The sequence below is a fragment of the Paenibacillus faecis genome, assembly GCF_008084145.1.
Lineage (GTDB): Bacteria > Bacillota > Bacilli > Paenibacillales > Paenibacillaceae > Fontibacillus > Fontibacillus faecis.
The window spans coordinates 116,656-129,568 of sequence record NZ_VSDO01000002.1; the positions used below are offsets into that span (position 1 = coordinate 116,656).

The window sequence follows — 12,913 nt, forward strand, 5'->3', positions numbered from 1 at the left end:
GAACCAAGAGGTGGAGAGACAGTATGGAGCACTTATCATTAAAACGCAAAATAACCATTATGATCGCCATTATGGCGGCCATGTTTTTTGCGGCGATCAATCAAACGATTACGAGCACGGCGATGCCGCGCATTATTTCCATTCTCGACGGAATGGATTACTACACCTGGACGATCAATATTTACTTGCTGACTTCGACCATCGCGACCGTCCTGGTCGGCAAACTGTCCGATATTTTTGGACGCAAGCCGTTTATCTTAATCGGTATTTTGCTGTTTATGGCAGGCGCCTTTCTAACGGGGACGTCTTCCGATGTATTTCAGTTTATCGCTTACCGCGGGATCCAAGGGATCGGCGCCGGGATCATCCAATCCACCGCGTTTACGGCGGTCGGAGACCTGTTCGCCCCTCGCGAACGCGGGAAATGGATGGGCTTGATGACCGCGATCTTCGGTTTTTCCAGTGTGGTTGGCCCGACGCTCGGCGGTTATCTGGTCGATCATCTGGATTGGCATTGGCTGTTCTGGATTTTCCTGCCGCTCGGGGTCGTCGCGTTTATCATGATTCTTACTTTGTTTCCAAAAGTGGAACGCAAGCAGGGGGAAGGGATCGATTATCTGGGTTCCCTGTTTATGACGACGACGATCGTACCGCTGCTTCTGGCCTTTTCCTGGGCCGGAACCCAATATGAGTGGGGCTCCGCGCAAATTCTCGGCTTATTGGCCGCGACGGTTGTCTCGGCGGTCATCTTCGTGATCATCGAGCTGAAATCGAAAAACCCGATTTTGCCGATGCATCTGTTTAAAAACGATGTCGTCACGATTTCCAACCTGATCGGTTTCATTATGAACTTCGGGATGATGGGTGCGCTGATTTACATTTCCTTCTTCGTGCAAGGCGTTATGGGAATTACTCCGACATATGCCGGTTACGTGACGATGCCGATGAGTATTTTTATGGTTATTATGAGTGCTTTGACCGGACAATGGATCGCAAAGCAAGGCAAGTACAAAAAATTTGCCCTGATCGGCGTTCCGGTAATGATTCTCGGTATGGCGCTGATGGTCATTATGAACAGCATTTGGCTCGCGGTGCTCAGCATGGTTATCTTCGGGATCGGTTTGGGCCTGGGGATGCCGGTCTTCTCGCTGGCTACGCAAAATGCGGTTCCGCATAAGGAACTTGGGGTTGTAACGGCCTCCTCCCAGTTGTTCCGCAACTTGGGGGGGACGATCGGGATCGCCGTGATGGGGACGGTCATGTCCAACAGTTTGAAGGGCAACCTGAAAAACGCGCTCCAGTCCGACAGCGCCCCGGATTTCAGCAAGATGGATCCGGAGATGGCCAAACAGCTTACCGCTTTTGCCAATCCGCAAACATTGATGAACAAGCCGCTGATCGAGCAGACGCAGGCCGGCCTGCCTGGGGATGTACAGCCATTGTTCGCGCAAATGATCGCCGGAATTCGGGATGCGCTGGGCGACACGCTGTCCGTCGTATTCCTGACGGGGACGCTGGTCCTGGTTGTCGCCTTCGTGCTGGTCTTCTTCCTGAGGGAACTTCCGCTGCGGACGTCAAATCAGGCTTCGCCTGAAGCCGGCGGGGATGCGAAAACCGTGTCGGGAGCGAAAGGAGCGGGCGCTTCTTCCAAAACGGCCGGCGTAAAAGCTTAAATAAGCAATTTCATCAGAGAGCAGGGTGGCTGTAAAGTGCCATGCTGCTCTTTTTCTATATTGAAATGAAAACAAATTGATTTTACAGAAAATTTACATAGATCGTTCTGCCAAGAGATGGTATAATCAATTTCCTGCGGATTAAGCCGAAATATTGCAAAAGGGGAGAATACTACACCATGAACCATCAAAAGAAGAAACTGAAATGGGCGGTCCGACTGCCGCGCTTCAAAAGTATGAAAACGAAGTTGATTGTTTTTATGGGGCTGCTGGCGATCATCCCTGTGATCATCGTCGGGGGAATTTCCATCAAATACGTCCAAACGACCATGAAGCATAAAATTGAGGACTCGTCCCTGCAACTGGCCAAAGAAGTTCGGCATAGCGTGGTCAATTACTTATTGGGCGTAGAAGGCTCGATTCATTTGTTGGCCAACAACGTGGATTTCACGGAGTATACAAAGAATCCGCACAATCGTACATACGGGCAATATTTGCTGGAAGATATGAAAAATACCCGAGCGGATTTCAGAAATGTGTATTTTGCCTCCGTGGGCAAGGAACTGCTGATTGCTCCCAAGGAGACGGAGCTGGGGGATTTCGATCCGACGCTCCAAAGCTGGTATAAGGAGGCTGTTCAAGCCAACGGAGCATTGGCGATCAGCGACCCCTACACGGACAATGCCACGGGAAAAATGACCCTCACGGTGTCCCAGGCTGTGCTGGACAAGGACAAGGCCATCACCGGAGTGATCGGAATCGACTTGGATATCGACGCACTCAGCAAAGATATCAATCAGATTGAAATCGGCGAAAACGGTTATGTGCTGGTTCTGTCCAAAAACGGGATGGCGATCACCCATAAGGACGAGAAACTGATCGGCACCAAGGAATTAACCGAGCTCAAGCTGTGGAAGGACATCGCAGGCCGGGAGGAAGGCTTCAGCGAATACGATTACCAGGGAGTTGCCAAGACGTCGGCTTTTACGACCCATGCCGGAACCGGGTGGAAAATCGTCGCTACGCTGGATTCGAAAGAAATCACGCATAGCTCCAGCGGCATTTCTAACGTCACCTTGCTGTTGATGATTGTGTGCGGTTTGGTTTCCGTAACGGCCGCCTATTTCATCAGCCGAAAAATCGGGATGAACCTTCAGGAAGTCAGAACGGGCTTCGCCCAAGCTTCCCAAGGCGATCTGACGACCCGGATCCATGTCAATTCGCAGGATGAGTTCAAAGAGCTGGAGACCAGCTTTAACGGCATGATGGAGGGATTGTCCCAAGCCTTGCAAAACGTTGAGGTATCGTCCAAAACCGTGCTCGAAACCTCTACGTCTTTGTCCAGAATGACGATGGAAACCTCCCGTTCCGTGGAACAAGTGGCCAAGGCCATTGAGGAAATCGCCGTAGGCACCGTTCGCCAGGCCGAAAACTCGCAGACGAGCGCCGATGAAATTGCGGAGCTTTCCGAAAATCTGGAACGCATCTCGGCCTCTACACTGGAGATGGACGAGGCATCGAAAATCTCGGCGGAATACGGGAATAAAGGGCTCAACCAGGTGTCCCTGCTCGCGGAGAAATCCGGCCAGACCAAACAATCCACGGAAGAGGTTCGCCGTAGGGTACAGGATATCGAGAAACATATGGGTGACATCTATCAAATGTTGTCGGCGATTTCCGAGATTTCCACGCAAACGAATCTTTTGTCGCTGAACGCATCCATTGAAGCGGCAAGGGCCGGAGAGCACGGCCAAGGATTTGCGGTCGTTGCGAATGAAGTGCGCAAACTGGCCGAGCAGTCCAGCGCCTCCGCGGCGGAAATCGGCAAGATGGTGGCCGGAATTCAGAATGTCGTCAGCGAAGCGGTAAGCGCGATGAAACGGACGGAAGCGGTAGTGCGGGAGCAGGAAACGGCTGTGGAAGAAACGAAAGAAACTTTTGAGCAGATCATCGTTTCGGTACAAACCTTGATCGACAAGGTCCATACGGTTAAGAACGATGTGATGGAGAGCGATCGGAACCGGGAAAATGTCGTCCGGGAAGTCGAGAGCCTCTCCTCGGTTTCGCAGGAGATCGCCTCCACTTCGGAAGAGGTGTCCGCGTCTACCGAAGAGATCTCCGCCACCATGACGGAGTTTACGAAGCATGCCGCCGGTTTGCAGCAACTTTCCGAGCTGCTGGACGAGGAGCTTAAGAAATTTAAATTGTAACAAGTGTTTTTTGACGGACAGCCGTCTCCTTCCTTAAGGAGGCGGCTGTTTTTACGTCGATTTACGGTTTCTTACGCAAAGTTTACAATATGGCGAATTGTAATTAATGCGGAATTGATACTGGGACGGCAGAATGAATGTCATGAGAGGGGGCAATTCATGCAGAATTAAGGGTGTGATGAGGAAATGCTTGATGAAAAAACGGAGACTTCCGTGGAATTGACCCGTGGGGAGGCGGTGGTCCTGCTGAACCGGCTGTTTGGAATTCAAGGAAAAAAGAATGAATCGTTCAACGATGTAGAGCAGGGGAGCGACTGTGCCGAGGCCATTGGAGCGGCAAGCCAGCTCGGGCTTGTGCGGGGAACCGGCATCCGGCAGTTCAGCCCCCAGGGCAGGGTTCGGACACTGGACTACCTTGTCATGCTGCACCGCTATCTGGTCGGATTGAACCTGCTGGCCCCCGAGCGGCATCGGAGAGGGGCGGCGGGCGAGTTTGAGCTGAACCGCGTTCCCTTTTATGCGAGAGAAGCGGTTCTTTATTTTCAGGATGGCGGTTATTTGGCGGAAGGGTCCGTCCCCGGATGCCTGTTTCGCCCGATTCCGCGGGTGGAGGCGATTGCGCTGCTGGACAAGTTGAGACCGGCGTTTTTGGAATATCTCCCCCAGGAAAACAAAGAAAACAGTCTTGATTAATACGATGCAAAAGAAATAAAGAACCTCAAGCCGGGCAACTCGCCGCTTGAGGTTTTTGGTTATTCGCGCACTTCCGGGGGGCGGCGGATTTGCGAGGAGCGGTAGAGGTCCGACACAAGCCCCATCACTTTTAGGCCCTCATGCTCGTCGATCGCAAATTTCCGTCCTTCCCGGATGTGGCGGTAAAAATCGGAGATCAGCCGGCCATGGCTGTTTCCCCAATAGGATTTGCCTGCGGAGTTTCCGGCTCCCCCAGCTTCCCGGGCGCGGAAGGGGGGACCGCAAAGCAGGCTTTCCTCGCCGTCCCGGCTAAGAAAAAGGCGATCCTGGCGTTGGTGAAGACAGCCTCGCTCAAAGATCAGCTCCAGTTCGACGGGGGAGTGGGCGAGGTAGGCATTTGTGGCGTAAAAGAGGCCCCGCACTCCATTTTTAAAGGTGAGCGCGGCGTGAACCGTATCCTCCACTTCGATGACGTCATGGAGAACATCCGCACTGGCGCAGCCCCGAATGGAAGACACCTCGCCCCCGAACCATTGAAGCAGATCGAGCGTATGGATCGCCTGATTGATCAGGACGCCGCCCCCCTCTGTTTCCCAGCGCCCCCGCCACGGGCTGTTTTCGTAATAGCCGGGTTCCCGGAACCAGGTAACGACGCCTTTCATGCAAACGAGTCTTCCCAGTGCGCCTGTTTCGATCATGTCGCGGATCTTTAAGGAGGCCTCGTTATAACGGTTTTGGAACACCAATCCGAATTGTGCCGAGCTCCTCTCCGCCGCATGGGAAATGCGCAAGGCCGCCTCGAGGCTGTGAGCCATAGGTTTTTCGCTCAGGACATGCTTTCCGGCCCGCAGCAATTCGACCGCCATTTCGGCATGACGATGATGGGGCGTGCATAAGTGAACGACCTGAATATCTTCCCGTTCCAGCAAGCGGCGGTAATCGGCGGCCGCCTCGCATTCGTATTCCCCGGCCGCGGCCTCCGCCCGGCATCGGTCCTCATCGACGACCACCCGCAAAACGGCTCCGTCCATACGTTTCAGCGCCTCGGCATGCGGGGGGAAGATCGTCCCGCAGCCGATAATCGCCGCGCCCAACGCTTCGCCCATCCTCACATCACGCTCTTTTCCCGGGAAATGACCATCGCCTGCCGCTGGGCTTCCAGACATAATTCGGCGGCTTTAAAGGCGTGCTCCTGCGTCATGGCCAATTCCGTCCGGTTGATGCAATCGAGAATCAGTTCCCCGAAGTAAGGATAGCCGATCCGGCCGCGAACGCCGAATCGCCGTTCCCCTTCCCGGTTGACCAGATAAACTTGATCACCGTCCGCTTCCCGGGCGATATCGGTATATTTGCGCAGTTCGATATAGCCCTCGGTTCCAAGAATGAACGTCCGTCCATCCCCCCAAGTGCGGAGTCCGTCCGGCGTAAACCAATCGACGCGAAAATACTGGGTGGCCCCGTTATCCCCAAGCAGGGTGGCGTCGCCGTAATCCTCAAGCTCGGGATAATCGGGATGATCGTAATTGGCGACCTTGCTGTGCAGCACTTGAGCGTCCTTACAGCCGGCATAGAACAGAAACTGTTCGATTTGATGGCTGCCGATGTCGCACAGAATCCCGCCGTACCGCTCTTTACGGAAAAACCAGTCCGGCCGTGAAGACGCGTTCAGGCGGTGGGGACCGAAGCCCGTGACCTGAAGCACTTTGCCGATGGCCCCCTCCCGAATCAGTTGTCCGGCATAGACGGCCGATTCCACATGGAGGCGCTCGCTGTAATAAACCGCATATTTGCAGCCTGTGCGGCGAACGGCTTCCCGGGCTAACGCCAACTGGTCCAGACTTGTGAAGGGCGCTTTGTCGGTAAAATAGTCCTTCCCGGCATCCATGACCTTAAGCCCCAGCGCGCAGCGCTCCGACGGAATCGCGGCGGCGGCCACAAGCCGGACCTCCGGGTCTTCAAGCACCTGTTCCAGCGTATCCGCACGGACCGCTTGCGGAAATTCGCGGACGAACGCTTCGGCTCTGACCGGATCCGGGTCGTACACCCACTTCAAAGTAGCGCCGGCTTCGATCAGGCCGCCGGTCATGCCGTAAATATGGCCGTGGTCCAAAGCGACGGCCGCAAATATGAACTCACCGGGCTTCACGACCGGCCGGGGCAGGCCTTTCGGAGCGTAGTTCATCCCGTCCCGCGTTTGAAAAACCTCGGGCCGGGAGTTTTGCCCGGATCCGGTTGCTTCCTGCGGCGAGGACGAAGCAGCCTCGGGGACCGCGGAGGGCGATGATTCGGACGCCGACAACGCTTGAGTCGTTTGCGGCGCAACCAAGTCCAGTGACGAATCCGTTTCTTGCGGACGCTGAGTTTCCATTATATTTCCATCCTTTCGCGGATAAATTGGGCATATGCCGCCAGCAGATCGCCTGAGGCGTATTGGCCGCTGAAATCCTCGATGCCGAGATAGCCGTCATACCCGACGGATTTCAGATCGGCCAGCAGCAGCCGGAAATCGACAAATCCTTGCGCCAGGGGAGCCCAATCGGACCGCCATCCCGACGTCCCGTCTCCACGCGGTGAAGCCGGAACCCAGGCGGCGTTTTTGATATGGACATGGGCCAGGTAGGGGCCCAAAAGTTCCAGGCCCATTTTAAAATTTTCGTACCCTTCATGAACCATGTTGCCGGGGTCGAAAAGAACGCCGATATGATCGGGGCTGCAGTGGCTCACAAGCCGGTGGGTCAGCCCGGCGCTCGGAGCGATCGTGTTGTGATGGGTCTCCACGACCCCTTTCACGCCGTAGTGTTTGGCCATCGTCTCGGCTTCCTTCAGGTAGCGGACGGTGGCCTCGTATAAGTCGGGATACGGCCGGCTTCCGTCGTAGGCGGCCGCTCCGACCCGAATCATATCCGCTCCGAGCAGCCGGGCGGCCCGAAACGCCCGTTCCGTCTCTTCCAGATCGAGCGAGTTCAAATAAGGCGTGACGCTCACGACCTCCAGTCCTTGCGCTTCCGTAATATCCTTGAAACGCAGCCACGCTTCCTCGGGCAAGGACGGATCGATCGAACATTTGTTATGGCGCCAAAACGAGGGAGCTTCCCCAGCCGCTTCGGCAGGGATCTCCCTAAAGCGCCATTCCACGCCGTCCAGGCCGGCCCGGCGGGCGGCAAGGACCAGTTCCTCCGGCGTCAGCTCCGGCGTAACGACAGTAAAGACGGACAACTTCATCGCAATCGCTCCTAAGTTTTTTTAAATTGCCGGCGGGGGGCCGGCCCGCCCCCGCTTGGCTGGCTCGAGATCGGCGCAAGCCTGAGGGCCCGGCTCCTGAGCGGGGGGATGGTGCGGTGGGCGCCGGTGTGGGAGGGGGCAGAGCGGAGGGTGCCGGTAAGGGAGGTGCCTCTAAGCTTCTAACGGAAACCATAGCCGCTATTTCGCGATTTTAGGGCGATTTGAAATTCTAACGGACGTAGTAGCGGCTATTTTGACTAAAATTACTCATTCGGATCGGAATGACCACAAATAGGCGCTATAGCGTCCGTTAGATTTTTCAAAGAGCCATTTTTCGCGAAATAGCGGCTATTATGTCCGTTAGAGCAACCGTGGAGAGCTTGCCGCCCCGCGCCCCTGCCCGCCCCGCGCTCGCCCGTCTCGCTTCCCGCGCGCCCCTGGCCGCCCCGCGCTCGCCCGTCTCGCTTCCGCGCTCCCCTGGCCGTCCCGCGCCCGCTCGTCTCGCTTCCCGCGCTCCGGCCGTCACGCGCCCGCTCGTCTCGCTTCCCGGGCTCCGGCCGCCCCGCGCCCGCCCGTCTCGCTTCCGCGCTCCCCTGGCCACCCCGCGCCCGCTCGTCTCGCTTCCCGCGCTCCGGCCGTCCCGCGCCCGCTCGTCTCGCTTCCCGCGCTCCGGCCGCCCCGCGCTCGCCCGCCTCGCTTCCCGCGCGCTCCGTCCGCCCCGCGCCCGCTCGTCTCGCTTCCCGCGCCGCCTCGCCCGCAACGCGGGCTCCCGGCCGGCCCGCCCCCCCGCGTCACGGCTGCTTCGCCCTTTGCCGCTAATGCGTGCCCGAGACGTCCAGCAGTTTGCCGCCGGCGGGTCCGGTGCTCTTGCGGTAAGTCGAGGACTTGATTTTTTCCTGCAGCTTGGCATAGAATAAGTCCTCGTTCAGAGGTAATCCGACCCAGTCCGAGGTCCAGGCGGACAGGTGCATGGCGTTGGAGAGGGTGAGGCCGAGAATGCCCTCCTCTCCGGGGGCGAGCAAGGGCTCATCGCGCAGCACGGCGTCGGTGAAGTTTTGCAGAATGCCCCGGTGCTGCGGGCCTTCGCCTTCGCCGACCGGGATGTCGCATTTCCAGCATTCCGGTTGGCCGAACCCGCCGGTATACTCGGCGTTGAATTTCGGCTCCGGAACCCGAAGCCGCCAGAAGGTCAGCTTGCCGTCCTCCGCGACGATTTTGCCGTTGTCCCCCGAAAGCTCGAACCGATTGGTTCCCGGCGCTTCGCCGATCGTCGTGACGAACAGGCCGGTCGCCCCGTTTTCGTACTCTACATAGGCCGTGACATCGTCTTCGACTTCGATGTTTCGGTACTTGCCGAAATGGCAGAAGGCGCGTACTCTTGCCGGCATCATGCCCGTCGTCCACTGCCACAGGTCGAGCTGGTGCGGATCCTGGTTCAGCAGCACGCCGCCGCCTTCACCGGCCCAGGTGGCCCGCCAGCCGCCGGAATCGTAGTAGCTCTGCGACCGGTACCAGTTGGTGATGATCCAGTTCGTCCGCCGGATCTCGCCCAGCTCCCCGGAGAGCACCAAGTCCCGCAGTTTGGCGTAAAGGGGGTTGGTGCGCTGGTTGTACATAATCCCGAATTTCCGGCCGGATTTGGCGGCGGCCAGGTTCATGTCCCGGACGGCTTTGGTGTAGACGCCGGCGGGTTTTTCGATCAGGACATGGTAATCGCTTTCAAAAGCTTGCACCGCCAACGTCGGGTGATCGTAATGCGGGGTAGCAATCAGGACGGCATCCATGGCGCGGGAGACGAAGAACGCGTTCGCATCGGAAAAGGTCCGCACCGATTCGGGCAGGTTCTCCTTCGCCCACCGAAGCCGTTCCGGATTACTGTCGCAAACGGCCGTAAGCCGGGCCCCCCGGATGTCGCGCAGAAGTTGTTTGGCATGGGAGGTCCCCATATTTCCGATGCCGATGATACCAAATCGTACTTGATCCATTGGAGTATACCTGCCTTTCCATCTTTTGTGAGGATGCTTTTAGCTTAGCTGGAAGTCCGGTGGAATAGAATCGCAAAGGTTAAGTAACTTTTGTACAAAATTAAGGTGTATTCGGAAAATAACAGTGATAATATAGGAACTTACAGAGAGAAAAGTTCGTTTGAACTAGAGGAGGAGAGCGTTGTATGCAGCCAGGGTATCCATTTATCGGACGCTTGCTGGAAGGGCTGTCCGTTACGGTGACGCATGTTCAACTGAAAAGCGGCTTCCCCGGATGGAACCGGGCGGAACAGTCCCCCAGCTTTAACCGTCTGTATTTTATAGCCGCGGGGGAAGGATCGGTCGTCCTCAACGGAGTTACATACTATCCCCGTCCCAATCAACTGATGATTATGCCGGCCGGAGCGAGCCAGGTCACGTTTACTTCACCGGAAAATCCCTATACCCGTTATTTCTGCCATTTTGATGCGTACGTGGGGGAATGGCCGCTTTTTCATGCGGGAAGCCCGCTTTATATCAGCTGTGTCAAGGAGCCGGAGGCGGTTCGCGCCGCTTTCGACGAATTGGTTGCGCAGTTCCAGTCGGGCGGGCCCTTTTCGGCGCTGCGGATGCAGGCGGGGCTGCTTCATTTGCTGGCCACCTGCCTGGAGGAAGGTGGATACGGCGATCATCTGAAGGATTATCTCCAATTTACGGAGCGGAGCAAGCTGGGAGGGGTGCTCAAATATATACACGATCATCTGCACGAGCCGATCGAAATCGAAACTTTGGCCGAAATCGTGCATCTGCATCCGAATTATTTTATTCCGTATTTCAAAAAAATTATGGGAATCACGCCGATTCATTACGTTCAGCGCAAGCGAATGGACGAAGCGAAGCGGCTGCTGACCCACACCGATGACAGTATCGCGAATATCGCCGAACAGCTCGGTATGCAGCTGGCGTATTTTTCCCGTCAATTTAAAGGGCATACGGGGATTTCTCCGACGGCTTACCGGGCGTGGACCCGCTGAACATGACAGGCATAACGAATGTGAGGGACATGTCGCGATTTTATATAGTTTTGTCGCATACTCCTACTAAAAAAATACAAACTGGTGTGTTACCTTAATGAATAGATGTCAGGATATCATATATGCGTGGGAGGTAACCAAAATGAGTATTCGAATCGGCAAGGCCAGTTTCTGGCATGTCCATGCCTGGGATTATACGCGCCAGGCGCAGGAGCATCCGGATACGGAGATTGCGGCCGTCTGGGATGAAGATCCGGTCCGGGGCAAGGAGGCCGCCGGGAAATTGGGCGTTCCTTACTATGAATCGCTTGAAGCGATGCTTGCCGGGGGAGATCTGGACGCGGTCATCGTCGACGCGCCCACGAACCGGCACAAGGAAGTGATTATCGCGGCCGCGAAGGCCGGGAAGCATATTTTTACGGAAAAAGTGATCGCTCCCTCCCTGCGGGAGGTTCGTGAAATCATGGAGGAAGTGGAGCGAAGCGGGGTGAAATTCACGGTTTCCCTGCCGCGGTTGAATGACGGTTATACGCTCGCCCTACAAGATATTCTGGAGCGCGGCCTGCTCGGCGAGGTCACTTATGTGCGGGTCCGGCTATCCCATAACGGAGCGTTGGCCGGTTGGCTCCCGGCGCACTTCTTCAGTCTGGAGCAGTGCGGAGGCGGCGCGCTGATCGATCTCGGCTGCCATCCGATGTATTTGACCCGGCTGTTTCTGGGCCAAGAGGTCACGGGAGTGAGCGCGAATTACGGCTATATCACGGGAAAAGAGGTCGAGGACAACGCCGTCGCGACGCTGTTTACCGATTCGGGGGCCATCGGCGTCGTGGAAGCGGGATTCGTGAACAGCCATTCCCCGTTTACGGTCGAGGTTCACGGCACGGAAGGAACCGTGCTGTACGGAACGCCCGAAGACAAACTGCTGCTTAAATCCAACAAAGCGGAAAACGAGGGCAAGGCCTGGATCGAAGTGTCGCCGCGAAGCCGGCGTGAAAGCGCCTTCGAGCAATGGGTCGGGCATATCCAAAACGGCACGGTCGCCCGCAGCAACCTGCAGATGGCCGTGGAGCTTACCAGGCTGATGGAAGCGGCCAACCGCTCGGCCAAAGAAGGGCGCGTCATCCGTCCTGAAGCGGCAAGCCTGAACCTATGAGCGTCAGCGTCGGCAAGCTTCCTCCCTTTCCGTACGAGGTCATGTTTGAGAAACAGGATCTCCTGGAACGGCTCGACATTAAAATCGCCTGGGGCCATTACGAGATCAAGGTGCTGCGTTTTCATTTGACCTCGTTTGAGCCCGGCAGGGTCATTGATTTTCACAACCACGCCGAATTTGAGTTTCACTTCATCCCTCGGGGAAAAGGCACGGTGATTCTGGAAGACCAGCCGACCCCGTTATCGGAGGGGATGTTCTACCTGACGGGTCCGGGGGTCATGCATTTCCAGGCCGCTTCGCCGGATGAAGCGATGGACGAATTATGCCTTCATGTCGACATTGTGCCGCGGGAACGGCCGGATACCGACCCGTGGGAAGCGGCCGAGGCGGAGGAGTGCATGGAGAAGCTTCGGGGGCTGCCGCTGAAGCCGGAGCTGGACCGTCATGGGGCGATGAATTGTTTTTTGGAAGCGTATCAAGTATGCGAGGGCAAACAGCGGGGATATTACACCTCCATCAAACAGCTGGTGGTCAGTATTTTGCTGAAGGCGGTAAGGGCCTATGACTCGGGAGAAATCAGCACGGAGGCCCCGATCCGCAATATGGTCGCCTACCGATATCAATACGCGGTCCAGTATATGGAGGCGAACTCTTCCTCCAGTTTGACGCTGGAGAACGTTGCCGAGAAGCTGAACATCAGCCCGCGGCAACTGCAGCGGATATTCCGGCAGATCGATACCGGGAAGCCTTTCAGCAAGGTGCTGGAGGACATCCGTCTTAAATCGGTCTGCCGGCGGCTGGAGGAGAGCGCGCTGTCCATTGAACAAATCGCGCTGTCGGAGGGGTTCACGAACGCGACCTACCTGCATTCGGTGTTCCGCAAGCGCATGGGCGTAACGCCCTCGGCTTACAGGAAGGCCAAACAGGCCAAATAATTTTTATACAATGATGAGGAGGAGAAAAT

The 12,913-nt window shown here is 56.5% G+C and carries 12 protein-coding genes; 6 read left to right on the top strand and 6 right to left on the bottom strand.

The genetic code is table 11. The annotated features are described in order from the left end of the window. Positions 1 to 23: 23 nt before the first annotated feature. The 3 genes from FRY98_RS08430 (at position 24) to FRY98_RS08440 (ending at position 4,576) form a co-directional block, all read left to right on the top strand. Entirely contained in the window at positions 24 to 1,673 is a 1,650-nt protein-coding gene (locus FRY98_RS08430; RefSeq protein WP_148451331.1) for an MDR family MFS transporter, read from the top strand. 179 nt (positions 1,674 to 1,852) lie between these two features. After that, entirely contained in the window at positions 1,853 to 3,883 is a 2,031-nt protein-coding gene (locus FRY98_RS08435) for a methyl-accepting chemotaxis protein (protein ID WP_148451332.1), read from the top strand. A 186-nt stretch (positions 3,884 to 4,069) separates the two neighbouring features. Then, entirely contained in the window at positions 4,070 to 4,576 is a 507-nt protein-coding gene (locus FRY98_RS08440; RefSeq protein ID WP_148451333.1) for an S-layer homology domain-containing protein, read from the top strand. A 59-nt stretch (positions 4,577 to 4,635) separates the two neighbouring features. On the opposite strand, the gene FRY98_RS08445 is transcribed toward FRY98_RS08440, so the two are convergent. From FRY98_RS08445 to FRY98_RS08465, 6 genes are all read right to left on the bottom strand, one after another. Then, positions 4,636 to 5,682, bottom strand: a complete 1,047-nt coding sequence (locus FRY98_RS08445; RefSeq protein ID WP_148451334.1) for a Gfo/Idh/MocA family protein — start codon at positions 5,680 to 5,682, stop codon at positions 4,636 to 4,638. Positions 5,683 to 5,684: 2 nt separating this feature from the next. Continuing rightward, complete coding sequence (locus FRY98_RS08450) at positions 5,685 to 6,758, bottom strand: Gfo/Idh/MocA family protein (RefSeq protein ID WP_148452598.1); 1,074 nt, start codon at positions 6,756 to 6,758, stop codon at positions 5,685 to 5,687. A gap of 185 nt (positions 6,759 to 6,943) precedes the next feature. Beyond that, on the bottom strand, positions 6,944 to 7,798 hold the full coding sequence (locus FRY98_RS08455) for a sugar phosphate isomerase/epimerase family protein (protein WP_148451335.1): 855 nt from the start codon (positions 7,796 to 7,798) through the stop codon (positions 6,944 to 6,946). Between the two features lie 319 nt (positions 7,799 to 8,117). Beyond that, on the bottom strand, positions 8,118 to 8,324 hold the full coding sequence (locus FRY98_RS28400) for a hypothetical protein (RefSeq protein WP_170287062.1): 207 nt from the start codon (positions 8,322 to 8,324) through the stop codon (positions 8,118 to 8,120). After that, complete coding sequence (locus FRY98_RS28405) at positions 8,321 to 8,593, bottom strand: hypothetical protein (protein WP_170287063.1); 273 nt, start codon at positions 8,591 to 8,593, stop codon at positions 8,321 to 8,323. The genes FRY98_RS28400 and FRY98_RS28405 overlap by 4 nt, the downstream gene beginning before the upstream one ends. Positions 8,594 to 8,613: 20 nt before the next feature. After that, a complete protein-coding gene (locus FRY98_RS08465) occupies positions 8,614 to 9,783 on the bottom strand; it encodes a Gfo/Idh/MocA family protein (protein WP_148451337.1) in 1,170 nt (389 codons plus the stop codon). A 185-nt stretch (positions 9,784 to 9,968) separates the two neighbouring features. Here FRY98_RS08465 and FRY98_RS08470 point away from each other — a divergent pair, with 185 nt between their 5' ends. The 3 genes from FRY98_RS08470 to FRY98_RS08480 all read left to right on the top strand — a co-directional run bounded on the left by FRY98_RS08470 (position 9,969) and on the right by FRY98_RS08480 (position 12,884). Further along, a complete protein-coding gene (locus FRY98_RS08470) occupies positions 9,969 to 10,796 on the top strand; it encodes an AraC family transcriptional regulator (RefSeq protein WP_148451338.1) in 828 nt (275 codons plus the stop codon). A 142-nt stretch (positions 10,797 to 10,938) separates the two neighbouring features. Continuing rightward, the gene (locus FRY98_RS08475) at positions 10,939 to 11,949 is read left to right on the top strand and encodes a Gfo/Idh/MocA family protein (RefSeq protein ID WP_148451339.1); all 1,011 of its coding nucleotides are present in this window, start codon (positions 10,939 to 10,941) and stop codon (positions 11,947 to 11,949) included. Next, positions 11,946 to 12,884 (top strand): AraC family transcriptional regulator, encoded by a 939-nt coding sequence (locus FRY98_RS08480; RefSeq protein ID WP_148451340.1) that lies wholly within the window; start codon positions 11,946 to 11,948, stop codon positions 12,882 to 12,884. The genes FRY98_RS08475 and FRY98_RS08480 overlap by 4 nt, the downstream gene beginning before the upstream one ends. Positions 12,885 to 12,913 lie beyond the last annotated feature (29 nt).

What these genes read in the sequence shown, in the direction of transcription:
- FRY98_RS08430 (WP_148451331.1), top strand. Translation starts at nt 24, where the DNA reads ATGGAGCACTTATCATTAAAACGCAAAATAACCATTATGATCGCCATT.
- FRY98_RS08435 (WP_148451332.1), top strand. Translation starts at nt 1,853, where the DNA reads ATGAACCATCAAAAGAAGAAACTGAAATGGGCGGTCCGACTGCCGCGC.
- FRY98_RS08440 (WP_148451333.1), top strand. Translation starts at nt 4,070, where the DNA reads ATGCTTGATGAAAAAACGGAGACTTCCGTGGAATTGACCCGTGGGGAG.
- FRY98_RS08445 (WP_148451334.1), bottom strand. Translation starts at nt 5,682, where the DNA reads ATGGGCGAAGCGTTGGGCGCGGCGATTATCGGCTGCGGGACGATCTTC.
- FRY98_RS08450 (WP_148452598.1), bottom strand. Translation starts at nt 6,758, where the DNA reads ATGAACTACGCTCCGAAAGGCCTGCCCCGGCCGGTCGTGAAGCCCGGT.
- FRY98_RS08455 (WP_148451335.1), bottom strand. Translation starts at nt 7,798, where the DNA reads ATGAAGTTGTCCGTCTTTACTGTCGTTACGCCGGAGCTGACGCCGGAG.
- FRY98_RS08465 (WP_148451337.1), bottom strand. Translation starts at nt 9,783, where the DNA reads ATGGATCAAGTACGATTTGGTATCATCGGCATCGGAAATATGGGGACC.
- FRY98_RS08470 (WP_148451338.1), top strand. Translation starts at nt 9,969, where the DNA reads ATGCAGCCAGGGTATCCATTTATCGGACGCTTGCTGGAAGGGCTGTCC.
- FRY98_RS08475 (WP_148451339.1), top strand. Translation starts at nt 10,939, where the DNA reads ATGAGTATTCGAATCGGCAAGGCCAGTTTCTGGCATGTCCATGCCTGG.
- FRY98_RS08480 (WP_148451340.1), top strand. Translation starts at nt 11,946, where the DNA reads ATGAGCGTCAGCGTCGGCAAGCTTCCTCCCTTTCCGTACGAGGTCATG.